General features: G+C 70.4%; 22 protein-coding genes and 1 pseudogene. 9 read left to right on the forward strand and 14 right to left on the reverse strand.

The genetic code is table 11. The features are described from left to right. Positions 1-21: 21 nt before the first annotated feature. A complete protein-coding gene (locus tag ACFC96_RS44830) occupies positions 22-363 on the reverse strand; it encodes a hypothetical protein (RefSeq protein WP_376618454.1) in 342 nt (113 codons plus the stop codon). 493 nt (positions 364-856) lie between these two features. On the opposite strand from ACFC96_RS44830, the gene ACFC96_RS44835 reads away from it, so the two are divergent. Beyond that, entirely contained in the window at positions 857-1,516 is a 660-nt protein-coding gene (locus tag ACFC96_RS44835; protein ID WP_376618455.1) for a YceI family protein, read from the forward strand. Between the two features lie 606 nt (positions 1,517-2,122). Here ACFC96_RS44835 and ACFC96_RS44840 read toward each other — a convergent pair. From ACFC96_RS44840 to ACFC96_RS44855, 4 genes are all read right to left on the reverse strand, one after another. Then, the gene (locus tag ACFC96_RS44840) at positions 2,123-2,464 is read right to left on the reverse strand and encodes a hypothetical protein (RefSeq protein ID WP_376259612.1); all 342 of its coding nucleotides are present in this window, start codon (positions 2,462-2,464) and stop codon (positions 2,123-2,125) included. Positions 2,465-2,501: 37 nt separating this feature from the next. Next, on the reverse strand, positions 2,502-3,272 hold the full coding sequence (locus ACFC96_RS44845) for a methyltransferase domain-containing protein (RefSeq protein ID WP_340458776.1): 771 nt from the start codon (positions 3,270-3,272) through the stop codon (positions 2,502-2,504). Between the two features lie 181 nt (positions 3,273-3,453). After that, positions 3,454-4,041 (reverse strand): molybdopterin-dependent oxidoreductase, encoded by a 588-nt coding sequence (locus ACFC96_RS44850; protein ID WP_376259608.1) that lies wholly within the window; start codon positions 4,039-4,041, stop codon positions 3,454-3,456. Positions 4,042-4,535: 494 nt separating this feature from the next. Next, complete coding sequence (locus ACFC96_RS44855; protein ID WP_376618458.1) at positions 4,536-5,615, reverse strand: endonuclease/exonuclease/phosphatase family protein; 1,080 nt, start codon at positions 5,613-5,615, stop codon at positions 4,536-4,538. Between the two features lie 349 nt (positions 5,616-5,964). Between ACFC96_RS44855 and ACFC96_RS44860 the strand changes: the two genes are divergently transcribed. Both ACFC96_RS44860 and ACFC96_RS44865 read left to right on the forward strand, forming a co-directional pair. Beyond that, the gene (locus ACFC96_RS44860; RefSeq protein ID WP_376618460.1) at positions 5,965-6,660 is read left to right on the forward strand and encodes a response regulator transcription factor; all 696 of its coding nucleotides are present in this window, start codon (positions 5,965-5,967) and stop codon (positions 6,658-6,660) included. Then, positions 6,653-7,735, forward strand: coding sequence for a sensor histidine kinase (locus ACFC96_RS44865; RefSeq protein ID WP_376618462.1), 1,083 nt, complete (start codon positions 6,653-6,655; stop codon positions 7,733-7,735). Before ACFC96_RS44860 ends, ACFC96_RS44865 begins: the two co-directional genes overlap by 8 nt. Positions 7,736-7,842: 107 nt before the next feature. Here the strand turns inward: ACFC96_RS44865 and ACFC96_RS44870 are convergent, their stop codons facing one another. The 4 genes from ACFC96_RS44870 to ACFC96_RS44885 form a co-directional block, all read right to left on the reverse strand. Further along, complete coding sequence (locus ACFC96_RS44870) at positions 7,843-9,096, reverse strand: MFS transporter (RefSeq protein WP_376618464.1); 1,254 nt, start codon at positions 9,094-9,096, stop codon at positions 7,843-7,845. A 35-nt stretch (positions 9,097-9,131) separates the two neighbouring features. Continuing rightward, positions 9,132-9,479 (reverse strand): cyclophilin-like fold protein, encoded by a 348-nt coding sequence (locus ACFC96_RS44875; RefSeq protein WP_376618465.1) that lies wholly within the window; start codon positions 9,477-9,479, stop codon positions 9,132-9,134. Positions 9,480-9,696: 217 nt separating this feature from the next. Beyond that, positions 9,697-10,362 (reverse strand): SDR family NAD(P)-dependent oxidoreductase, encoded by a 666-nt coding sequence (locus ACFC96_RS44880; RefSeq protein WP_376618467.1) that lies wholly within the window; start codon positions 10,360-10,362, stop codon positions 9,697-9,699. Between the two features lie 78 nt (positions 10,363-10,440). Beyond that, positions 10,441-11,457 (reverse strand): zinc-dependent alcohol dehydrogenase family protein, encoded by a 1,017-nt coding sequence (locus ACFC96_RS44885; RefSeq protein ID WP_376618469.1) that lies wholly within the window; start codon positions 11,455-11,457, stop codon positions 10,441-10,443. Between the two features lie 253 nt (positions 11,458-11,710). On the opposite strand from ACFC96_RS44885, the gene ACFC96_RS44890 reads away from it, so the two are divergent. After that, positions 11,711-12,601: a helix-turn-helix transcriptional regulator gene (locus ACFC96_RS44890; protein ID WP_376618471.1), complete on the forward strand. Its 891-nt coding sequence runs from the start codon at positions 11,711-11,713 to the stop codon at positions 12,599-12,601. 301 nt (positions 12,602-12,902) lie between these two features. Continuing rightward, a complete protein-coding gene (locus tag ACFC96_RS44895; protein ID WP_376618473.1) occupies positions 12,903-13,217 on the forward strand; it encodes a hypothetical protein in 315 nt (104 codons plus the stop codon). 186 nt (positions 13,218-13,403) lie between these two features. On the opposite strand, the gene ACFC96_RS44900 is transcribed toward ACFC96_RS44895, so the two are convergent. Then, the gene (locus ACFC96_RS44900; protein WP_376618475.1) at positions 13,404-13,823 is read right to left on the reverse strand and encodes a (2Fe-2S) ferredoxin domain-containing protein; all 420 of its coding nucleotides are present in this window, start codon (positions 13,821-13,823) and stop codon (positions 13,404-13,406) included. Further along, a complete protein-coding gene (locus ACFC96_RS44905) occupies positions 13,820-15,796 on the reverse strand; it encodes a heavy metal translocating P-type ATPase (RefSeq protein ID WP_376618477.1) in 1,977 nt (658 codons plus the stop codon). Before ACFC96_RS44905 ends, ACFC96_RS44900 begins: the two co-directional genes overlap by 4 nt. Before the next feature lie 94 nt (positions 15,797-15,890). Here ACFC96_RS44905 and ACFC96_RS44910 point away from each other — a divergent pair, with 94 nt between their 5' ends. From ACFC96_RS44910 to ACFC96_RS44920, 3 genes and pseudogenes are all read left to right on the forward strand, one after another. Next, entirely contained in the window at positions 15,891-16,277 is a 387-nt protein-coding gene (locus ACFC96_RS44910; protein WP_376259592.1) for an ArsR/SmtB family transcription factor, read from the forward strand. 80 nt (positions 16,278-16,357) lie between these two features. After that, positions 16,358-16,637: pseudogene (locus ACFC96_RS44915) on the forward strand (hypothetical protein); the annotation flags it as partial. A 4-nt stretch (positions 16,638-16,641) separates the two neighbouring features. Further along, entirely contained in the window at positions 16,642-16,827 is a 186-nt protein-coding gene (locus ACFC96_RS44920; RefSeq protein ID WP_376618478.1) for a hypothetical protein, read from the forward strand. 379 nt (positions 16,828-17,206) lie between these two features. Here ACFC96_RS44920 and ACFC96_RS44925 read toward each other — a convergent pair whose 3' ends face one another. Further along, positions 17,207-18,178: an SDR family NAD(P)-dependent oxidoreductase gene (locus ACFC96_RS44925; protein WP_376259590.1), complete on the reverse strand. Its 972-nt coding sequence runs from the start codon at positions 18,176-18,178 to the stop codon at positions 17,207-17,209. A 397-nt stretch (positions 18,179-18,575) separates the two neighbouring features. Between ACFC96_RS44925 and ACFC96_RS44930 the strand changes: the two genes are divergently transcribed. Beyond that, a complete protein-coding gene (locus tag ACFC96_RS44930) occupies positions 18,576-19,154 on the forward strand; it encodes a dihydrofolate reductase family protein (protein WP_376618480.1) in 579 nt (192 codons plus the stop codon). 82 nt (positions 19,155-19,236) lie between these two features. Here ACFC96_RS44930 and ACFC96_RS44935 read toward each other — a convergent pair whose 3' ends face one another. Together ACFC96_RS44935 and ACFC96_RS44940 are read right to left on the reverse strand one after the other, a co-directional pair. After that, a complete protein-coding gene (locus tag ACFC96_RS44935; protein WP_340459620.1) occupies positions 19,237-19,905 on the reverse strand; it encodes a response regulator transcription factor in 669 nt (222 codons plus the stop codon). After that, complete coding sequence (locus ACFC96_RS44940) at positions 19,902-21,158, reverse strand: sensor histidine kinase (protein ID WP_376259863.1); 1,257 nt, start codon at positions 21,156-21,158, stop codon at positions 19,902-19,904. The genes ACFC96_RS44935 and ACFC96_RS44940 overlap by 4 nt, the downstream gene beginning before the upstream one ends. Positions 21,159-21,224 lie beyond the last annotated feature (66 nt).

Here is a 21,224-nt window from a genome sequence, read left to right on the forward strand (position 1 = left end):
CGTCCCTCCTGTCCAGTTGTTTCAGGCCGGTTGAGCGGTCTCGAGGGGCAGCAGGTGTACGGGCCCGGCGAGAGCTTCGGAGGGCGACGGGTACACGTCCAGGACGGGCAGGGAGGCGCCTGGTGCCGCTCCGGCGGTTCGGCGGCCGAGGACAAGGACGAAGCAGTTCGTGTCGTTGTTGACGCTGCCGAAGGGATCCCGCGGTCCGGTCGGCGCGCCCGCGTGGCTCAAGACGCTGAACGGATCCGCGGGCAACGCCGAGATCCCCTCGCAGGGGAACCACACGGCCTGCCCCTGGTCGAAGACGCTCGGGAAGCCGTCCAGGAACGTCTCGGCCGCCGCCCCTGCGACTTCCACCGCCATGCGCGCACCGCCTTCTCGGGACTCCCGTCCGCGCCATCCTCGCCCCACCGGCCATGCCCCGCCAGCGGGGCGGCACCCACCCGCCACGCCATCCCTGCGGCGACCACGACAGCAGGTCGGCGCGAGCCTTCCGCCACCACCCGAACCGACGACGTCTCCCGGAGCAACCAGAACCTCCCGCACCAGAACGGTGCAGCAGTATCGGTGCTGGAGTCCGTCCCCGTTCACGAGATCGGTCCACGCACGGCCCATGAACGGCGGCCACCGAGTGCGTCACGAACGCCGACTCCGCCACCTGGCCGAGCCGGCAAGTGACTCTGAGTGAATACATGTCGCCCGACAGTGCATCCACACTCATGACGATCCTGGGTCGATCCTGTGCATCTTTGCAGGCCATGACAGAGATATCGGACGAGGCCACCCATCTCACTGTCCACCCCATTCCGGCGCCGTGATAACACGTAGTAATCACATTCGAGGAGGCTACGACCGCATGGGTATCTTCAGCCGTCGCCAGAGCGCGACCATCGAGCCGACACCTGCTGCCGGCCCCCGTACGCCCTTCCCGGGCGCCGAGACTGCCGGCGCCGCGCTCGACCCTGCCCTTCGCGCACTGACCGGGCAATGGACCATCGACCGCCCGCACAGCCGCATCGGCTTCTCCGTACGCCACGCCATGGTCACCACCGTGCGCGGCGCCTTCGCCGACTACGACAGCGCCCTGTACTTCGACGGGGCCCGGCCCTCCCAGTCCCGGGCCGAAATCACCATCCGGGTCGCCAGCGTCGACACCGGCGTCGAACAGCGCGACGCCCACCTCATCGGCACCGACTTCTTCGACGCCCGTCGCTACCCGGAAATGACCTTCCGCAGCACCTCCGCCACCCACGAAGGCGGAGAGAGCTTCCGCATGACAGGTGACCTCACCATCCGCCAGGTCACCCGCCCCGTCGAACTCCAACTCGACTACCTCGGCTCGGTACTCGACCCCTTCGGCTACGAACGAGCCGGCTTCGACGCCACGACCACCATCGACCGTACTCAATGGGGCCTCGTCTACAACCAGCGCCTCGAAGCCGGCGGCACCATGGTGAGTGAGAAGGTCCGGCTGCAGTTCGACATCTCCGCGATCCGCGCCACCCCCGTCGCATAGCTGCACCACGCTGCGCGAAGGGCCCCACTCTCCCACCACGGAAGTGGGAGGGCGACACGCCTGAGGACCGTGGGCGCGATCGCCTGCCAAGCGGTCGCGCCTCCTGGACGGCCCCACGGTCTCGGAGCGGGCCGAGATCCGGACGCACGGCACAGCGCCCCGTCCGGCGCGCCGCGTGACCGGCGATCCCCTCCCGTGAGCGCGATCGCCACAGCCACATGGTGTTCGCGCGGCCGGTTCCTGACCGGCGACGGATTCCTTCCCGCGACCCTTTCGGCCATCTGCCGGTTGCCCGGCACCGCTCGGCGACGCCGGATCCGAGGGGCCGCCGATGGCCGCGCCGTCGGCCGGCCGACCTTGGTCAGCGAGCCGAGGTGGCGCTCGACCTGGTCCGCCGGTCGGCCCCCGTCGCGAGCCTCCCGGCGCAGCTTCTCCAGCGCGTCGGGATGGGCCGCGAGTTCACCGGCCCTGCCCGGCCCAGCAACGCGGTGCGGCCCGGGAAACATGCCCTCTGATCCGGTGTGGCCTCTTGAGGTGTCATCGACTGGTGCTGAGGCCGGGTTCAGATCGTTGCGACGTCCGGACTCGCGCTCAGCAGACTCGGCGTCAGGTGAGGTCTTCCTCGTCCGCGATGATGTCGGTCTCGTACTGGTCGATGATCTGTTGTGGGGTGCGGCCGGTGTGGTGAGCGAGGTCGTTGACGGCGGTGGTGGCCCAGTTCGCCACTGACAGCGCCAGGGCCATCAACTGGTCATCGCCATAGGTGTTTTTGACACCCAGCAGGTACGCGAGGTGGAGATACGGAACCAGTTGGGGGTCGCTCGCGTGGCCGGTGCCGGCGCGGAGCATCTCGATGGTGGTCCGTGTGGCCTGCTCGTGTTCCGGCAGCAATCGCTGTCGCTCGACCTGCACGTGGGCGATCATCTGGCGGCGTGCGAGGGGGTCCACCCTGCGCCCCTTTCTGCGGAAGGTGTCGCTGGTGCGGTCACGGGGTGGCGCGCAGCAGGACAAGGGACCCGTGGTAACTCGGGCGGCTGCGCAGGTGGCCGAAGGCTTCGTCCCAGGTGCCCGAGCCGAGGGCGCGGCGCAGCGAGGTGTCGAAGTCCTGCCGGGCCCGGTCGTCGACGAAGCTCCAGGCCGAGCAGGCTTGGCGGGCGGCCGGGTCGAGGAGCATTTCGGGGCGGCCGTAGTACGCCTCGTTGAAGCCGTCCGTGCAGTCCAGCGGGATGGGGACGGGCTGGATCGTGGTGCTGCCGCCGAGCGCGGCCGTGAGCTGGTCCAGCGGCGGGTAGCGGCGCGCTTCGGTGTCCAGGACATCGGGGGCGTACTCGTAGAGCCAGAAGTCGCGCACGCGCGCGGGGTCGCAGGTCAGGACGGCGACGGGGCCACGCGTGACGCGTCGCATCTCCCGCAGCCCCGCCTCGACGTCGGACCACTGGTGGACGCTGAAGAGGGTCATCGCCGCGTCGAACTGCCCTTCGGCGAAGGGGAGTCCCTCCGCCACGGCGTCGATGGCCGTGGCGAGTTCGGCCGGGCGCTGGGCTCGCATGGCCAAAGAGGGCTCGACCGCGGTGATCGTGTGCGCGGCACTCTCGTAGGAACCGGTACCCGCGCCGACGTTGAGAACGGTGCGCGCATCGCCGAGTGCCTCTGCGATCACGTGGGCGATGCGCTCATCGGGGCGTCGGTAGGAGGCGTAGAGGGAGCCGATGGTGCCGTAGTCGACATCACCGCCACTGCCGTCGTGGGTGCGCATGACCAAGGGGACCTCGCCTGTGGGCCGGGCCGGGGCGGTGTGCGGTCCGCCCCGAACGACGACTCCATCTTGCATCTGCCGCCCCAAATCCCCAAGTACCCTGCCTTATGCCTGGGGGATCAGCCAAGAAGTGCCGCATATGCGTGATCCGACTTGGAGGATGTGTCGGCAAGTCGGCCCGTCAGGGACTCTCGTCCTCCTGGTAGGAGTGGCGTCGGCCCGTCCAGGGGTCGGCGATGTTGTGGAAGCCGCGTTCCTCCCAGAAGCCACGGCGGTCCTGCGTCATGTACTCGATGCCGCGTAGCCATTTGGGGCCTTTGTAGCCGTACAGATGCGGCACCACGAGGCGTAGCGGGAAGCCGTGTTCGGCGGTGAGCACCTCGTCGTCGTGGTGCGTTGCCATGACGGTGGAGTCGGCGGTGAAGTCCTCGAGGCGCAGGTTCGCGCTGTATCCGTACTCGGCCCAGGCCATCACATGGGACACGCCCTCGGCAGGTGGGACGAGGTCCAGCAGGACGCGTGCCGGGATCCCGAAGAAGGTGTGGCCGGTGGTGCTGGTGCCGGACGCGCAGTGCAGGTCCGCGACCACGGTGACTTTGGGCAGGGCGGTGACTTCCTCGAAGGTCCAGGAGTGGCTCGCCCGGTCCGCGGTGGCGCCGAAGACCTGGAGGGTCCAGCGTTCCGGGCGGAAGCGGGGCACCGGCCCGTAGTGCGAGACGGGCCAGCCTTTGGCCAGGCGCTGCCCCGGCGGCAGCATGCCTTTCTCCATGAAACAGCCCCATCGCTTTCCTCGTCCGCAGATGCAAGGTGAAAGCCTAATCCAGAGTCGGACAAGGGATCCAAAAGGAGGCTGAGGCCTCGCGTGTGCGACTCGGGAGGGGTTGGTGTCGGCGGTGGTGCGTGGCGCACTCCACGAGCGCCACGCTCCACCTCTCCGTATGCACCGGCCGGGTCCGCGAGAGCCGTTGCGGGCCGTCGGCGTGGATGGCCCCTAGTGCATCAGCGAACCGTCACGAGATCTACCGGGCGGTGACCCGAAGGATGCGGGGTTGCCGAGTGCTTTCCTGGCTGATCACCCAGGTGGGTGGGCGCCGACCGACGTGCACGCCGGGGCACTTCAGGAGTGCATCTGCTCGTATGCCGACCTCCGGACCGGGCTTCTCGACTGCTTACTCGTGAGCTTGGCCCGTACAGGAGAGACGCCGGTGACACTGACGCGGGATCAGGAGACGCGGGGCGCTTCCCGAAGGCTCCGTGCGGTGTTCACCAGCTGATTCCGGCCGCCACCGGCCGGTGGTCGCTGCCGGTGGCCGGCAACACCCAGGAGCTCTGCGGCTTCACGCCGCGGACCAGGATCTGGTCGATCCGCGCCACCGGGAACTTCGCCGGCCAGCTGAAGCCGAAGCCGTCCCCGGCCGCGTCCTGGGCTGAGCGCATCTGCGAAGTGACGCCGTCGAACGCCCGGTCGTCCATCGTGCCGTTGAGGTCGCCGAGCAGCACCACCCGCTCGTTCCGCTCGGCGGCGACGGCCTCACCGAGCGCCCGCGCGCCCGCGTCCCGCTGACCGGTCGAAAAGCCCGCCCTGGGATTCACGCGTGCGGACCCCAGGTGGGCCACATACACCGCCAGCGGCCCGTGGTCCGTGGCCACCGTGGCCCGCAGCCCTCGGTTGTAAGCCATCTTGACGTCGGCCGGCTTGGTGGCAGCCAGCGGCCCTGCGTCCATCTTGACGTCGACCGGTTCGGTGTCCGACAGCGGGAGCTTGCTCCACAGCCCGACCGTGCCCTGCACCGTGTGGTGCGGGTACGCCTTCGCCAGCTCCTTCTCGTACGTGCCCCGGGCCTGCGGGGTCAACTCCTCCAGTGCCAGCACGTCCGCACCGGAGGCGGCCAGGTCGCGGGCGGTGCCGACCGGGTCGGGGTTGTCGGCGCCGACGTTGTGGCTGGCCACGGTGAGCTCACCGCCCGGGTGGGACTTGTCGCTGAGCAGGCCGCCGAAGAGGTTCAGCCACACCGTGACCGGCAGCAGCAGCGCGACGACCGCAGAAGCGGAGCGGCGCCGGAGCGCCCCGGCCAGCAGCACCGGGACGAACAGGCCGAACCACGGCAGGAAGGTCTCCACCAGGCTGCCGAGGTTGCCGATCCTGTTCGGGATCTCGGCGTGCAGCAGCATGAAAAGGCCCAGCAGCAGCGCCAGCGCAGCGAGGACCGGGCCGCGCTTCCATGGCCCCGGGCGGGAGCCGACGCGGATCGCCTCGCGCAGGCGCGCGCGCCACGTACCGGAGCCGGTGTCCGGGCGGCCGGCGCTCCCTCGTCCGGTCTCCGCCGCGCCCACCTGCACCATCGTCTGTCCTCGCTCACTTCCGGTCACTGCAGCGTCCTCGGGTCCTGGGTGGGGGCACGCATACGCGGGCGACCGTGGTCGACTGCTTCGTGGCGTCGTCGTGCCGGGGTCCATTCTTGTGGATCTGACACAGCGCGTACTCGGCACCCTGATCCGGTGGCCCAGGGCTGCGGCGATCACGCGATGACAACCCCCAGGCCGACGACAAGGAGCCGGCGAATCCAGCGGGTCGGCGTTCCGGCTGTGGCGGGGGTCGAGTCATGCCACCAGTCAAAGCGGCGTGGCGTTGCCGGCACGTATGCGGTTTTCGATACGCCGACGATATGCGCCGGCTCATAGCATCGGTGCCATGCGCGTGTTGATTGTCGAGGACGAACCCTTCATGGCGGAAGCCATCCGCGATGGCCTGCGCCTGGAGGCGATCGCGGCCGACATCGCGGGCGACGGCGACATCGCTCTGGAACTGCTCAACATCAACGACTACGACATCGCCGTCCTCGACCGCGACATCCCCGGACCTTCCGGTGACGAGATCGCCCGAAGCATCGTCGACTCCGGCAGCGGCATGCCGATCCTCATGCTCACCGCGGCCGACCGTCTCGACGACAAGGCCTCCGGGTTCGAACTCGGCGCCGACGACTACCTCACGAAGCCGTTCGAACTTCGAGAACTCGCGCTCCGGCTCAGAGCGCTCAACCGCAGACGTGCCCACAACAGACCTCCCGTACGAGAGATCGCAGGACTGCGGCTGGACCCGTTCCGCAGGGAGGTCTACCGGGACGGCCGCTACGTCGCGCTGACCAGGAAGCAGTTCGCAGTGCTCGAAGTCCTCGTCGCCGCCGAAGGCGGTGTCGTCAGCGCCGAGGAACTGCTGGGACGGGCATGGGACGAGAACGCCGACCCGTTCACCAACGCCGTGCGCATCACCGTCTCGGCACTGCGCAAGCGGCTCGGCGAGCCCTGGCTCATCGCCACCCTGCCAGGCGTCGGCTACCGCATCGACACGAAACCGGAGGCAGGACACGAGGGAGGGGATCGTGGATAGAGCCCCTGGGCTGAGCGTTCGCCTCAAACTCACCCTGAGCTACGCCGGCTTCCTCATGGTCGCCGGCGCCCTGCTGCTCCTGGCGGTGTGGGTGTTCCTGAACCATGTGGTCCACCCCGGGCTCATCATCGTGCCTGACTACCGCTACGCCGTCCTGCGCACCTTCGCCCCAACGGCAGCCGCGGTACTGGCGTTCCTGCTGGTGTTCGGCCTCCTGGGCGGATGGATCCTCGCCGGCCGCATGCTCGCTCCTCTGAACCGGATCACCGACGCCACCCGCCTGGCCGCGAACGGATCGCTCTCCCACCGGATCCGGCTACCGGGCCGCAACGACGAGTTCCGCGAACTCGCCGACGCCTTCGACACGATGCTCGCCCGGCTCGAAGCGCATGTCGCCGGACAACAGAGATTCGCCGCCAACGCCTCTCACGAGCTGCGTACCCCGCTGGCGATCTCGAAGGCACTTCTCGACGTGGCCCGCACCGATCCGAACCACGCCACCGCCGAACTCATCGACCGCCTCCACGCCGTCAACACCCGGGCCATCGATCTCACCGAAGCACTGCTCCTGCTCAGTCGCGCCGACCAGCGGTCCTTCACCCGAGAACAGGTCGACCTGTCCCTCCTGGCGGAAGAAGCCACCGAAACACTTCTCCCTCTCGCGGAGAAGCACGGCGTCACCATCGAGACCCGCGGCGACATCACCCCCACGATCGGATCGCCGGCACTCCTGCTGCAGCTGACGACGAACCTCGTGCACAACGCGATCGTCCACAACCTCCCGGAACAGGGCACCGTGTGGGTCGACACCAGCGTCCGTCCCAGGACCGTGGTGCTCACGGTCGAGAACACCGGCGCGACGCTCACCCCGCAGCTGGTCGCGACGCTCACCGAACCGTTCCAGCGCGGCACCGAACGCATGCGCACCGACCACGCGGGCGTCGGCCTCGGCCTGGCGATCGTCAAAACCATCACCCAGGCACACGACGGAACCCTCACTCTCGCCCCACGCTCGGCCGGCGGGATGCGCATCACTGTGGAACTACCGGCACCGGCCCCGCACACCAGCGGGTAGCGAATCCGGAGCGGACTCTTGATGCGAACCGGCGGTGAAGTGGTGCGCCGGGTTAATACCGACCGCTTCCGACTGAAGCTGTGCGACGGGGAGTTGGGGCTGAGGGTTCAGTGTGTGGACGTCACCGGCGCGTCGGCCTCTCGCCGCTCACGCGCTGGGGTGCGCTGGGCGACGATTCGCGCGGGTCGGCGCCTTGCTCCGAGGGTGAGCGCGCTGAGCGGGAGGAGGGTGAGGGCGGCAGAGACGGTGCCGACCAGCACGGGGCCGGTCAGGCCGAGGGAGGAGTTCAGAGCCGTGCCGGCGAGGGCCGAGCCCGCGGCGATGCCTGTGTTGTAGGCGGAGGTCGTCAGGGCCGAGGTCAGAGTGGGGGCGTCGCCGGCGAAGCGGACGGCGAGGGACGTGACGACCGGGTTGACGGTGAATCCGGTCAGGGCCATGAGGAAGACCAGGGCGATAGCCGCGACCGGGCTGTCCGACAGGGGGATCAGCAGGAACAGGGTCAGGGCAGTGGCCGCGGCGGCGGTGATGGTCGTGGCCATGGGGTGGCTCTCGCCCAGGCGGCCGCCGATCGCGTTGCCGCCCAGCGCGCCGACGCCGAACGCGATCAGGACCAGCGGGACGGCACTCTCGGCGACGCCCGCACGGTCGGTCAGCAGCGGGGCGATGTACGTGTACGTGGCCAGGACGCCGCCCATGATCAGTACCGCGGCGGCCAGCGCGAGCCGCAACCGGCCCTGCCGCAGAGCGCGCACCTCGGCCCGCACCGACACCCCGGCGCGCCGCTCGACGGTGGGGATGAACCGGCCCACGAACACGGCGGCGAGGCCGGACAGGACGGCCAGGGCCCAGAAGGGGCCGCGCCAGCCGGTGAACTGGCCCGCGAGGGAGCCGATCGGCACGCCGACGACGTTGGCCAGGGTCAGACCGCCCATCATGACGCTGACCGCCCGGGTGGAGTTTCCGGGGCCGGCGGCGGCGGTGGCGATGACGAACCCGACGGCCCAGAACGCGCCGGTGGCCAGGGCGGTGACGACGCGGGCGATGAGCAGGACCGTGAAGGAGTTGCTGAGGGCTGCGACGACATGTCCGAGCGCGAAGACGGCCAGAGCCAGGACCATGGTCCGCCGCTGTGGCAGGCGCAGGGTGGTCAGGGCCATGCCCGGCCCGCCGACGATCATGCCGATGGCGAAGGCGGTGATCAGGAGCCCGGCTCGGGAGACGCTGACATGGAGGTCACCGGCCATCTCGGGCAGCAGCCCTGCGACGACGAACTCGGTGGTTCCCATCAGGAATGTACCGGCGGCGAGCACCCAGACGACGAAGGGCAGTCGGCCGGAGGCGGTTCCGGCTGCGGAAGGCATGCGCGTACTTCTTTCCGTGCGAGAGACCGGCGGGGTCAGGAGGCGGGTTCGATGGTGATGCGGTCCGCCCCTGCAAGCCGTTCGGAGTCGGCGTCGATGTGGCCGAGGATCAGGAGGTCGGCCGAGGCCGAGGGGCCGTCGGGGTGGAAGAGCGCCAGATTGCCCCAGGGCGCGTAGTAGGCCACGTCACCGACCATGGGCGCGGCCGGCTCGGGAGCATCGGAGGTGTCCAGTTTGCGCGGCGGGTAGCCGATGCGCTCCGTCCCGTGGAAGTCCTTCAGGTCCAGGGTGAGCGGGAGCAGGGTGGCGAGGTCACGGGCGGCGGGGCTGTCGTTCAACGTGGCGCCGACGGGCCGCCCGTCGAGGGTGAGCCGGATGTCCATGGAGTTGTTCCTGTGAAAGCTGGGCGGGGTGGTGGTTGCTGGTGCTTCTTGGCACCGCTGGGGCTCCGACGGGGAGGACCCGGATGAGCAGGCGCTTTCTCGTGAGTCGATGGAGCAGGCGGTGACAGCCAGCAGCAGTGCGACTGCCGGGGCGGCGCGGGCCTGAGGCCGGTCGGCTGCCGGTTTGGTGAGCGTCTTCATGAGCGTGCTGTGCGAGTCAGTCGGGCATGGGCTCGGCGTAGTGCCGGAATCCAGCGCGCTCGGTGTGGAGGGAGTACAGGCGTTCGGCCAGGACCTCCGGGCTGGAGTGCTCGGCGTCGGGACGAATGGCACCGGGGATGATCAGCTGGGCGGCGTGGATGCCCTCCTCGGCGAGCGCGTCGTGGAGCATGCGCGCGTACGCGCTCTCGGCCGCGAACGCGATCGAGGTGCCGGCCCGCTCCGGGTGCGGTCGCACCGCGCTGCCGCCGTTGACGAAGAGCAGGGTGCCGCGGCCGAGCGCCCGCATGCCGGGCAGGACCGCGTTGACGCAGGTGACCGGGCCCTTGACGGAGAAGCCCAGCGGGGCGTCGAGGTCATCGGCGCGGGTGTCGAGGACCGGCTTCATGAAGTCGGCGCGGGGCACCGGGCTGTACTGCAGGATCTCGATCGGTCCGAGAGTCTCGGAGGCTGCATCGAGGGCCGTGGTGAGGGAGGCGGGGTCGAGGACGTCCGCGGCGAAACCGCGGGCGGGCACGCCGTCACGGCTCAGTTCGGCCGTCAGAGCGTCCAGGTGCTCGACGTTGCGGGAGATGAGCGCGACGCTGTGGCTGGCGATTCCGAAACGGCGGGCGGTGGCCAGCCCCAGGCCGGGGCCTGCGCCGACGAGAGCGAACGTGGTCACGGTGAGTCGTCCTTTGCAAGGGAGGTTCCGCGGCCGGGCCGTATCGGCCCGGTCGGGTGTGTCGGGGTGCGCGGCGGGTCAGGGAGTGAGGAGGGCCTTGATGGCGCGGCGCTCGTCCATCGCCCGGTAGCCCTCGGCGACCTGGTCGAGGGGCAGAGCGAGGTCGAAGACCTTGCCCGGGTCGATCCGGCCTGCGAGGACGCGGTCGATGAGGTCGGGCAGATAGCGGCGCACGGGAGCGGGGCCGCCGCGCAGGCCGACGTGGGAGAAGAACAGCTCCTGCCCGTCGATGGCCACCTCATGGGGGACGCCGACGAAGCCGACGTTGCAGCCCGGCCGCGCCGCGTGCAGGGCCTGCTGCATGGCTTCGGCGGTGCCTACACATTCCAGGACCGAGTCGGCGCCGATCCCGCCGGTGAGGTCCTTGACGCGGGCGATGCCTTCGTCGCCGCGCTCGGCGACGATGTCGGTGGCGCCGAACTCGCGCGCCAGGTTCTGGCGGGGCTCGTGGCGGCTCATGGCGATGATCCGCTCAGCGCCCAGCTCCTTGGCGGCGATCACGCCACACAGGCCGACCGCGCCGTCGCCGACGACCACGGCGGTGGAGCCGGGCCCGACCTCGGCCGCCAGCGCCGCGTACCAGCCGGTTCCCATGACGTCGGAGACCGCCAGCAGGCCGGGCAGGAACTCCTCGGCCGGGTGCTCGTCGGTGGCCACCAGGGTGCCCTGGGCGTTGGGGATACGGACGTAGTCGGCCTGACAGGTGGTCATGAACTCGCGGTGCAGGCAGTTGGACTGCCAGCCGTTCCGGCAGTTCGCGCAGGTGTTGTCCGAGGTGGCGAACGAGCCCACGACGAACTGGCCGGGCTTGACGGAGGTGACCTCGCTGCCGACCTCCTCGACGAAGCCGACGTACTCGTGCCCCATCGGGTGCGGGTCGCCGATCGTCTCCAGACCTCGGTACGGCCACAGGTCCGAACCGCATACGCAGGTGACGGCCGTACGGATGATCGCGTCGGTCGGATGGAGAATCTTCGGATCGGCGAGCGTCTCGAAACGCACGTCGCCGGGGGCGTGGATCACTGCTCCGCGCATGAGGGGTTCCTAACGTGCTGGACATCCGGTGCGGTGCGGTACCGACGGACGCCGAGTGCAGTTGCCTGCCCGGACAGGACCGGCTGCGGTCCACGAGGCCGGGGCCGGGCACCCCCTGCCGCCGCTGTGACGGCAGTGCCAGGAAGTGCCACGTCATCCAGGTAACCGCCATTCCAGGCGTGCGGCGAGGCACCGTCGAGGGGTGTACCGCTGGTACACCCCTACGGCGGCGTGCGGGACGTACCGTCGAGGTGTGGACAACCGTCAAGAGGTCCGCGAGTTTCTGACCTCGCGGCGAGCGAAGATCACCCCGGAGCAGGCGGGGATGCCCGCCGGCTCCCGGCGCCGCGTCCCCGGCCTGCGGCGCAGCGAGGTCGCGGCCCTGGCCGACGTCAGCGTCGAGTACTACGCCAAACTCGAGCGCGGCAACCTCTCCGGCGTCTCACCGGCCGTCCTCGAAGCCGTCGCCCGCGCCCTCCAGCTGGACGACGCCGAACGCGCCCACCTGCTGCAGCTCGCCCAGACAGCCGACGGCAGCGACGCCCTGACCCGCCCGCGACGCCGACGGGCCAAGGACCAGTGGACGCCGCACCGCAGCCTGCAATGGACCCTGGACGCGATCACCGCCGGGCCCGCCTTCGTCCGCAACGGCCGCATGGATCTCCTCGCCGCCAACCAACTCGCCCGCGCCTTCTACAGCGACGTCTACGACAGCGCCCCCAGCCAGAGGAACCTCGCCCGCTTCAACTTCCTCGACCCCGCCTCGCGGCGCTTCTACCCCGACTGGGACACCTTCGCCGACACCTGCGTCGCCCTCCTGCGCACCGAAGCCGGCCGCAACCCCCACGACAAGGACCTTCACGACCTAGTCGGTGAACTCTCCACACTCAGTGAGGAGTTCCGCACACGCTGGGGCGCCCACAACGTCCGCCACCACGGCACCGGGACCAAGCGTTTCCACCACTCGGCCGTCGGAGAGCTCATCCTCGCCTTCGAAGGGCTGGAGATGGCCGCGGAACCCGGCCTCACGCTCACGATCTACACCGCCGAACCAGGGTCCGCTTCCGAAGAAGGTCTGCGACTTCTCGCCACCTGGGCCGCCACTCAGGAAGCCGACTCCCCCACGAGGCAGGCAGCCGGCTGACCGCCCGCTCACCACCTTCATCCCGACGGTTCCGCGCCGGACACCGGCGCCTACGAACTCGCGCCCAGCCCGCCGTCGGCTCTGCTCATGGGCTGTGCCCGAAGTGGTCCGCGGATGCGGCAGGCACCTGCGCGGTGGGGGCGGCGTGTCGCACCGTTCACGAGATGCGACAGCCCCCTGCGCAACACGGCAACCTTCGGCCCCGTCATCCGACCGACCCGCCAGTCGCTCACGTCTCCCCACGCCCCCGCCTGAGACGCTCCTCCACGTGCCCGACGCCACTTCCTCCTACGCTCGGCACATGACCGAGAACGAGATCGAGCTCAAGGCCATCGCGGCACTCACGGCCCTGCGGGGTGGGGTCAGCGCAGACTACGTCTCCGACCTGCTGGGCGAGGTCATCCCGACGCAGTTCCTCGTCCCCGACACCGAAGACGCGGCCGAGGTGGGTCTTGCCGTGCTGGACCAGCTCTCCCAACCGCTGAGCGCCCTCATCAAGGGCTTCGTGCTGGCCTTCGAAACGGTCGCGGACGCGTACGACCGGACAGACTCCGAGGCGTCCACCGAGGACATCCTCCAGGCACTCGCGCTGGAGATCGCGCGCAACTCCGGCTGACAGGACGAACGGGATCGGCCGGTGTCGTGACAGAGCCGCTCCCCGTCACGGAGGCGGCAGGGCTCAGGAAGTGAGTGTCTGTGTCTTCATGCGGGAGACCACGTACTCGACACGGGTGCGGACCTGGAGGTGGGACGTGATGCGCGCTTGCTGCCGGTCGGGCAGGCCGTCGCAACCTTCCGCCGGCTAATCGTCGTGGAGCTCGGCACGTATGCGGCGGGAGGGTTTGAAGGTGTAGAGGTCGAGGATGCCGGGCGGTTCGGTGAGGCCGGGACCGCCGCCCTCGATCCAGGCGGTGATGTCGGCGGTGGCGTCGGGGTCGTTGACCAGGCCCAGCCAGACGGGGCGCCCGCCGGCCTTGCGCCCGGCCGTGGACGGTTGCACGACGATGACGTTCGCGCGCTCGCAGGCGTCGAGGCAGTCGGTGACCCGTACGGTCGCGGAACCGTCCAGGGCGCTTCGCAGATCGCGGAGTTGGGCCGTGTGGTCGAGTCCGGGGACCTTGGGGCTGCCGCAGCAACAGCCGCGGCAGACGGTGACCGTGGGCCGAGGTGCCGCCGCTCCGGATGCCTGGGCGGGAACGGTACGACGGGAGCGTTTGCTCACGCTGCGCCTCCTCGGACGGGGTTCTTCCAGGCCGCTTCGCGCAGCAGGCGCAGGCCGTTGAGGCCGACGATGACGGTGGAGCCTTCGTGGCCGGCGACACCGAGCGGCAACGGCAGAGTGGCGATGAGGTCCCAGGCCACCAGGGCGGTGATGAACACGCCGGCGAGGGCGAGGTTCTGGATGACGAGGCGCCGAGCGGCCCGGGAGAGGCCGACCACGGTGGGGATGGTGGCGAGTTCATCGCGGACGACTACGGCGTCGGCGGTCTCCAGGGCGAGGTCGGAGCCGGCCTTGCCCATGGCGATGCCGGTGTGTGCGGCGGCCAGAGCGGGGGCGTCGTTGACGCCGTCGCCGACGACGAGCACCTTGCGGCGCTCGCTCTCCCAGTGCCGTACTGCGGCAACCTTGTCCTGGGGCAACAGTCCTGCGCGGACGTCGCAGATACCGACCTCGGCGGCCAGATGGCGGGCGGCGCGTTCGTTGTCGCCGGTCAGCAGGACCGGCGTGCGGCCGGTCAGTTCGGTGAGCGCGGCGACCGTGGCGGCTGCGTCCGGGCGCAGCCGGTCCGCGATGCCGATCACCCCGACCGGGGTGCCGTCGCGCAGGACCAGCACCGCAGTCCGTCCGGCGCCCTCCGACTCGGCCACAGCCGCGGCCTCGGGACCGTCGGCGGCGGTCAGCAGGCGGCCGGGGGATCCGACCTGGACGACGTGACCGCCGATGGTGGAGCTCACTCCCCTGCCGGGGACGGAGCTGAAGTCGAGCGCTTCAGGCAGCGGGAGGCGACGTTCGCGGGCGGCTTCGACGACGGCGCGGGCGAGCGGGTGTTCGCTGGGCTGTTCGGCCGCGGCCGCCAGTGCCAGCAGCGTGTCCTCGGTCAGGCCGGTGCCGGGCAGCGGGCGGATGCCGGTGACGCGTGGGGTGCCTTCTGTCAGGGTGCCGGTCTTGTCGAGCGCGACCATGTCGACCTGGCCCAGGCGCTCCATGACGACGGCGGACTTGGCCAGGACTCCGTGGCGGCCCGCGTTGGCGATCGCGGACAGCAGCGGCGGCATCGTGGAGAGCACGACCGCGCACGGCGAGGCGACGATCATGAAGGTCATCGCCCGGAGCAGGGCGGGCTGGAGCGCGGAGCCGAGGGCGAGGGGGATCGCGAAGACGGCGAGAGTGGCCATGACCATGCCGATCGAGTACCGCTGCTCGATCTTCTCGATGAAAAGCTGAGTGGGAGCCTTGGTCTCGGAGGCTTCCTCGACCATCTTCACGATCCTGGCGATCACCGAGTCCGACGGGTCGCGCCCGACGCGCACGCGCAGGGCACCGGTGCCGTTCACCGTGCCGGCGAACGCCTCGTCCCCCGCCTCCTTGGCCACCGGCAGGGGCTCGCCCGTGATGGTGGACTGATCGATGTCGCTGACGCCGTCCAGGATCCGACCGTCGGCGCCGACGCGCTCGCCGGGCCGCACCAGGATCAAGTCCCCGACCTTCAGGTCCGCGGCGGCGACGGTCTCCTCACCGCCGTCGGGCAGCATCCGCGTGGCCGTGGCCGGCGCGAGGTCGAGGAGACCACGTACGGAGTCCGCGGTACGCGCTGTCGCGACGGCCTCCAACGCGCCTGAGGTCGCGAAGATGACGATGAGCAGCGCTCCGTCGAGGACCTGCCCGATGGCGGCGGCCCCGAGCGCCGCGACCACCATCAGCAGATCCACGTCCAAGGTCTTGTCCTTCAGAGCCCTCAGGCCCTCCCACCCCGGCTCCCATCCGCCTGTGATGTAGGTGGCGGCGTACAGCGGCGCCCACGCCCACGCCGGGGCATCGAGCAGCTCGAGCGGGAGGGCGACGAGGAACAGGACCAGTGCGGCCAGTGCCCATCGGGCCTCCGGCAACGCCAGCACCCGCGTACGCCGCCGGGGAGCCGCCGGAAGGGGCCCGGGGACGGCCGGCGCGGGCCGCTGATCCAGGACAGAAGACATGACAGAACAACCCTTCACGGGCGGATGGAGCAAGAGCCTTCACCATACAGGAACATATGAATAGGTCTTCATGTGTCATCGCTATGATGTCCGCATGGGCCACGGAACCGACACCGCCAGCAGCGCCACCACCCGCGAGCGCCTCGACGCCGTCGGCACCGCCGACGTCGCGGCGACCCTCCAGGCCCTCGCCACACCCTCGCGGCTGTACATCCTGGCCCGCCTCCAGGAAGGGCCCTGCTCCGTGAGCGACCTCGCCGAGGCCGTCGGCATGGAAGCGTCCGCCTGCTCGCACCAGTTGCGTCTGCTGCGCAACCTCGGCCTGGTCACCGGGGAGCGCCACGGGCGGTCGATCGTCTACGCCCTTTACGACAACCACGTCGCCGAACTCCTCGACCAGGCCCTGTACCACGTCGAGCACCTGCGGCTGGGAGTTCGGGACGTCCCTGCCGCCGCGCCCGAGTCCCTCGCCGCCGACTGAGGCGATCGGGGCCCGGACGCGGTCCCCTGGCGAGCCCTTGCGCACGCCCACACACCGGGCGTCCGACCAGCCGCAGATACCTCGTCGCCACCGGCTTCCACCCGGCCGTCGCCGTCCTCGGCATGGCCACCTCGTACGACCAGGTCTGCGGCATCGCCGACCCGATCGGCGCGCAGACGGTGTGAAGCGCGCGGTACCCGGGCGTCGCATCGCAGCAGGTGATGGCCGGGACGCTGCCCTACATGGCTACATGGCTACATGGCTACATGGGGAACCGTGGCGATCGGCAGCCCGTGCGTCACCGCCGCGACACACCTCTCCCGCCACGACCTGCCCCCACACGACGCCCTGACGCCGTGACATCATGCTCGCCCTGCGGAACACCACGACCAACCACCGCGACATCTGCTGGAGTTGGACCACCGACGGCTGGAACTGGGCCTACGGCCAGACCCCGATCGTCCGGCACTCGGACGTCGGCGCGGTCAGCCCCGGGGGCCTAGGAGGCGGGCGAACGGCGGCAGGGGCGATCGCGGTCGCACGCGGCTGACCCGACGCAGCCCGCGATGACGGCGCACGCGGGAGAGGAGCCTTCGGGTCTCACTTCGAAGCCACCCGAACGTTTCCACCACTGCGGCGGAGCCACCGGTACGTGGCTCCACCGCGAAGCCCGACGGGCCCTTTACTCGTGGTCGCTGATCACACCGCCGGCGCTGAGCGCGGTGCGGCGAGCACGGCAAATGGTCATTGGCGCAGCCCCGTGAAAGGTCAGGATGCGGCACGTCCGCCTGCTTCTACAGAGCGACCAGCCGGATCCACTGTTCGGTACGCCCCACAAGGCGGCACCCGGGCGGGAGTTGCTCATCGTGTTCTGTCCGCACTCGGTGACAAGGAATCCGAGTGGCGGCCCCGCACGAACCCCACCGGCCTCAGGCGGCGAACGCGTCCACGCCGGTCAGTTCGGCGGACAGTGCCCACAGGCGGGCGGCCTGCTCCGGGTCCGTGGCCCACTCCTTGACGCCGACGCGGGCGCCGTCCGCCGGGGCGGGGTCGGCGATGTCGCAGTCCTCAAGGTAGACGCCGCCCATGCCGTTCAGTTGGGGGGAGGTCGCCGCCCACACCTGCGTGGCCGCACCCTGCTGCGGTGTCTTGAAGACCTCGGGGTGGAGCAGGTTGCCGTCCTCGTCGATCCAGCCCCGCTCGACCATTTCCTGCGTCGGCAGGTGCCGCTGAAGTGGAGTGAGGATGCCACCAGGGTGCAGCGAGAAGGCCCGCACCCCCCGCTCCCGGCCGAGGCGGTCGAGTTGCACGGCGAACAGCGCGTTCGCCGTCTTGGCCTGGCCGTACGCCTCCCACTTGTCGTAGCCGTCGCGCCAGTGGACGTCGTCCCAGCGGATGGGCGAGGCGTGGTGGCCGGTGGAGGAGACCGACACGACGCGGGCGCCACCCGGCTCGATCGCGGGCCACAGGCGGTTGACGAGCGCGAAGTGGCCGAGGTGGTTGGTCGCGAACTGCGCCTCCCAGCCCGGCCCGACCCGGGTCTCGGGACAGGCCATGATCCCCGCGCTGTCGATGACGATGTCCAAGGGCCGGCCCGTGGCGAGGAACCCCTCGGCGAAGGTACGCACGCTGTCCAGGTCGCCGAGGTCCAGTTCGGCCACCTCGACGCCGTCGATCCCGGCCAGGTTCTCCTGTGCCGCGCCGATCCGGCGGGCCGGGACCACGACGCGGGCGCCGGCCTTCGTCAGCGCACGTGTGGTCTCGACGCCGATGCCCGAGTAGCCGCCCGTCACCAGGGCGAGCCGACCGGTGAGGTCGATGCCCGCGAGGACATCGTCGGCGGTGCTCCGGGCACCGAAACCCGAACCGATCTTGTGTTGCGGTGTGCTGTTGTCGCTCATGACCGCAACCTACGAATTCGAGTGCACTCCAAGTCAAGCGCGCCCCGCGCCCGCCGTCCGGACGGGCCCGATCGAGGAACCGGCCCCGGCCGGACGGCCGATTCGTCTCCCGCTGGAGTTCCCGCTGCGCCGAGCGGCCCGACTCCCCCCACCACCACCGCTGAACACCCCGGTACCAACTGGAGCGCTCACTCAGCCAAGACCTGTGCCCCGATGTGCCACGTCCTTCTCCTCGCCCGCCGTGACGCCGATCCCGCCGGCCTTCCGCCGTCGTGGCCCCGGTCGAGCCTGGGGCCGCATCGGATGGGCAGCCTCGGGAGTCCAAGGGCGATGAGTCTCGCCGTGGCCGCCGGTCTGTATTCCCAACACGCGACCGATCGCACTCGAGGAGCGCATCATGACCGCTACGTACACCTTCGACGTCTTCTCCAGCCTGGACGGCTTCGGCGCCGCCGGTGGCGACTGGACCGGCTACTGGGGCAAGCAGGGCCCCGAACTCCTCGCCCACCGCCTCGGCCTGTACGACGAGAAGCAGCGGATGGTCTTCGGGGCCGACACGTATCGGGCGTTCGCGCAGATGCTGGCCGCGAGCACCGAGGACTCCGACGTGCGTGACCCATGGGTCACCCGGATGAGGAGCCTGCCGGCGACGGTGGTGTCGACCACACTGGAAGGGCCCCTCGACTGGCCGGACGCGAACGTGGTGAGCGGCGACGCCGTCGACGTCGTCGCTCGGCTCAAGGAGGAGTCCGAGGTGCCGTTGCGGTCGCACGGCAGCCTGTCGATGAACCGCGCGCTGATGGCCGCCGGTCTGGTGGACCGCGTCCAGGTGACTCTCTTCCCCGTGATCACCGGCCGGACCGGGCTGGAACCGATCTTCCAGGGTGCGGCCGACTTCGACCTCAAGCTGATCGACCACCGGACGCTCGACGGCCACATCCAAGAGCTCGTCTACCGGCCCACCCTGCACGCCTGAGTCCCTCCGAGCCCACGGCCCGTCGCGCGGCCGGACCCGACCGGAAGTTCCCGCGCGCGCTCGGCGCCGTCGGCCCGTCGGCTCAGCCCCCGTGGGGCCGGGCCAGGCCGTGGTCGTACGCGAAGATCACCGCCTGGATGCGGTCGCGGGCGCCGATCTTGGACAGGACGCGGCCGACGTGGGTCTTGACCGTGGACTCCGACAGGACGAAGCGGGTGGCGATCTCGCCGTTGGTCCAGCCCTTGCCGATGGCGACGAGGATCTCGCGTTCGCGGTCGGTGAGGGAGCTCAGCTTCGGCTCCTCGTCGGACCCGTTCGCGCTGGGTGGCACGAGTCGCGCGAACTCGTACAGCAGACGGCGGGTGAGTGCCGGAGCGATCACCGCGTCCCCGACGGCCACGGCACGGATACCGGCCAGGAGTTCGTCGGGACGGGCGTCCTTGAGGAGGAAGCCGCTGGCTCCGGCGCGCAGGGCCGCGTAGACGTGCTCGTCGAGGTCGAAGGTGGTCATGACGAGGACGCGGGAGCGGTCGCCGGTGGCGACGATGCGGCGCGTGGCCTCGATGCCGTCCATGCCCGGCATGCGTACGTCCATGAGGACGACGTCGGGGCGGAGTTCGGCGGCCTTGCGCACCGCGTCGGCTCCGTGCGCGGCTTCTCCGACCACCTCTGTCTCGGGTACGGAGTCGAGGAGCATGCGGAGCCCGTACCGCTGGAGAGGCTGATCGTCCACGAGGAGCACGGTGGTCATCCGGCACCGCCCTGGGGAGCGAGGTCGAGTGCGGCCCGCACCGTCCATCCCCTTCCGGCCGGACCGGCGCTGACGTGTCCGCTGTAGAGAGCCGCTCGTTCTCGCATGCCCACCAGGCCGTGTCCTTCCTCGTTCGCCGGTCCCCGCCGGCCGGCCCGAGCGGGCGGGCCGTCGTCCTGGACGGTGATGGTCAGCCGCGTTCCCTCGACGACGATCGCCAGATTCGCGCGGGTGTCGGCACCTGCGTGCTTCAGCGTGTTCGTCAGGGCCTCCTGCACGATGCGGTAGACGGTCAGCTGGACGCCGCTGTCGAGGGCGTCGACGTCACCGCCGGTACGGTAGATCACTTCCAGGCCGGCGGCGCGCACCCCCTCGCACAGCGCGTCGATGTCCGCGAGCCCGGGCTGCGGGCTCAGCTCGGGCGCGCGCGGGCCGTCCGCCTCGCGCAGCACGCCGAGCAGGCGCCGCAGCTCCCCGAGGGCCTGGCGTCCGGTGTCGCCGATGAGGTGCAGGGCCTCCCGGCCCTGTTCCGGAGCCAGGGCCGTGGCATAGGCACCCGCGTCCGCGAGTGTGACGATCACGGACAGGTTGTGGCCGACGATGTCGTGCATCTCGCGGGCCACCCGTGTCCGTTCGGCCGCGACGGCGAGCCTGCCTCGCTGGTCGCGTTCTATCTCCAGCCGGGCGGCACGGTCCCGCAGGCCGGCCAGCTGAGCCCGCCTGATCCGGATCATCAGACCGAGTGCGAGGGCCGCCGTCGCCGTGCTGAGGAGGAAGAAGAGCGCGTCCCATACCGACACCGTCGGCGCGACCCGCACCGCGACCAGGCCCACGGCACCCGCCATGACCGCGCACGCCCACGGCAGCTGCCGCAGCCGCCCGTGCAGGGCCAGGCTGTACAGGGCGACGAAGAGGGCGACGTCCGCACGGAGTGCGGCACCGATGGACCACTGCAGGACGAACACGGCCGTGACCGCGCCGAAGGCCACCCCGGGCGATCGCCGCCGCCACCACAGCGGTAGCACCAGCCCGGCCTGCAGGGCCAGCATCCCGAGCGCGGGGAGATGGATGAACGCCACGCGTAACCGGCGCGGACCGTCGCCGCCGCCCGCGCCCCCCTGCAGCAGGTCCGGCAGGCAGCACACCAGGAACACCAGGACCACCACCGCGGTGTCCAGCACCCACGGACGAGCCCGGTCGGCGCGCCGGAGCCGTTCGCCGCCGCGGCCGAGCCGAGCGACCAACAGTCCCATCCCGCAGAGGTCCTCGGTGGTCACGGAGTGCCCCAGCCCATGACGGGGCGTCGGGTCCATGATGGG

This window comes from Streptomyces sp. NPDC055955 (genome assembly GCF_042270245.1).
Lineage (GTDB): Bacteria > Actinomycetota > Actinomycetes > Streptomycetales > Streptomycetaceae > Streptomyces.

Coding starts and splice junctions, on each gene's coding strand:
- ACFC96_RS44895 (WP_376618473.1), top strand. CDS start 12,903: ATGACCGAGAACGAGATCGAGCTCAAGGCCATCGCGGCACTCACGGCC.
- ACFC96_RS44860 (WP_376618460.1), top strand. CDS start 5,965: ATGCGCGTGTTGATTGTCGAGGACGAACCCTTCATGGCGGAAGCCATC.
- ACFC96_RS44920 (WP_376618478.1), top strand. CDS start 16,642: ATGCTCGCCCTGCGGAACACCACGACCAACCACCGCGACATCTGCTGG.
- ACFC96_RS44830 (WP_376618454.1), bottom strand. CDS start 363: ATGGCGGTGGAAGTCGCAGGGGCGGCGGCCGAGACGTTCCTGGACGGC.
- ACFC96_RS44870 (WP_376618464.1), bottom strand. CDS start 9,096: ATGCCTTCCGCAGCCGGAACCGCCTCCGGCCGACTGCCCTTCGTCGTC.
- ACFC96_RS44855 (WP_376618458.1), bottom strand. CDS start 5,615: ATGGTGCAGGTGGGCGCGGCGGAGACCGGACGAGGGAGCGCCGGCCGC.
- ACFC96_RS44875 (WP_376618465.1), bottom strand. CDS start 9,479: ATGGACATCCGGCTCACCCTCGACGGGCGGCCCGTCGGCGCCACGTTG.
- ACFC96_RS44905 (WP_376618477.1), bottom strand. CDS start 15,796: ATGTCTTCTGTCCTGGATCAGCGGCCCGCGCCGGCCGTCCCCGGGCCC.
- ACFC96_RS44940 (WP_376259863.1), bottom strand. CDS start 21,158: ATGGGACTGTTGGTCGCTCGGCTCGGCCGCGGCGGCGAACGGCTCCGG.
- ACFC96_RS44835 (WP_376618455.1), top strand. CDS start 857: ATGGGTATCTTCAGCCGTCGCCAGAGCGCGACCATCGAGCCGACACCT.
- ACFC96_RS44925 (WP_376259590.1), bottom strand. CDS start 18,178: ATGAGCGACAACAGCACACCGCAACACAAGATCGGTTCGGGTTTCGGT.
- ACFC96_RS44850 (WP_376259608.1), bottom strand. CDS start 4,041: ATGGAGAAAGGCATGCTGCCGCCGGGGCAGCGCCTGGCCAAAGGCTGG.
- ACFC96_RS44935 (WP_340459620.1), bottom strand. CDS start 19,905: ATGACCACCGTGCTCCTCGTGGACGATCAGCCTCTCCAGCGGTACGGG.
- ACFC96_RS44885 (WP_376618469.1), bottom strand. CDS start 11,457: ATGCGCGGAGCAGTGATCCACGCCCCCGGCGACGTGCGTTTCGAGACG.
- ACFC96_RS44845 (WP_340458776.1), bottom strand. CDS start 3,272: ATGCGCACCCACGACGGCAGTGGCGGTGATGTCGACTACGGCACCATC.
- ACFC96_RS44910 (WP_376259592.1), top strand. CDS start 15,891: ATGGGCCACGGAACCGACACCGCCAGCAGCGCCACCACCCGCGAGCGC.
- ACFC96_RS44930 (WP_376618480.1), top strand. CDS start 18,576: ATGACCGCTACGTACACCTTCGACGTCTTCTCCAGCCTGGACGGCTTC.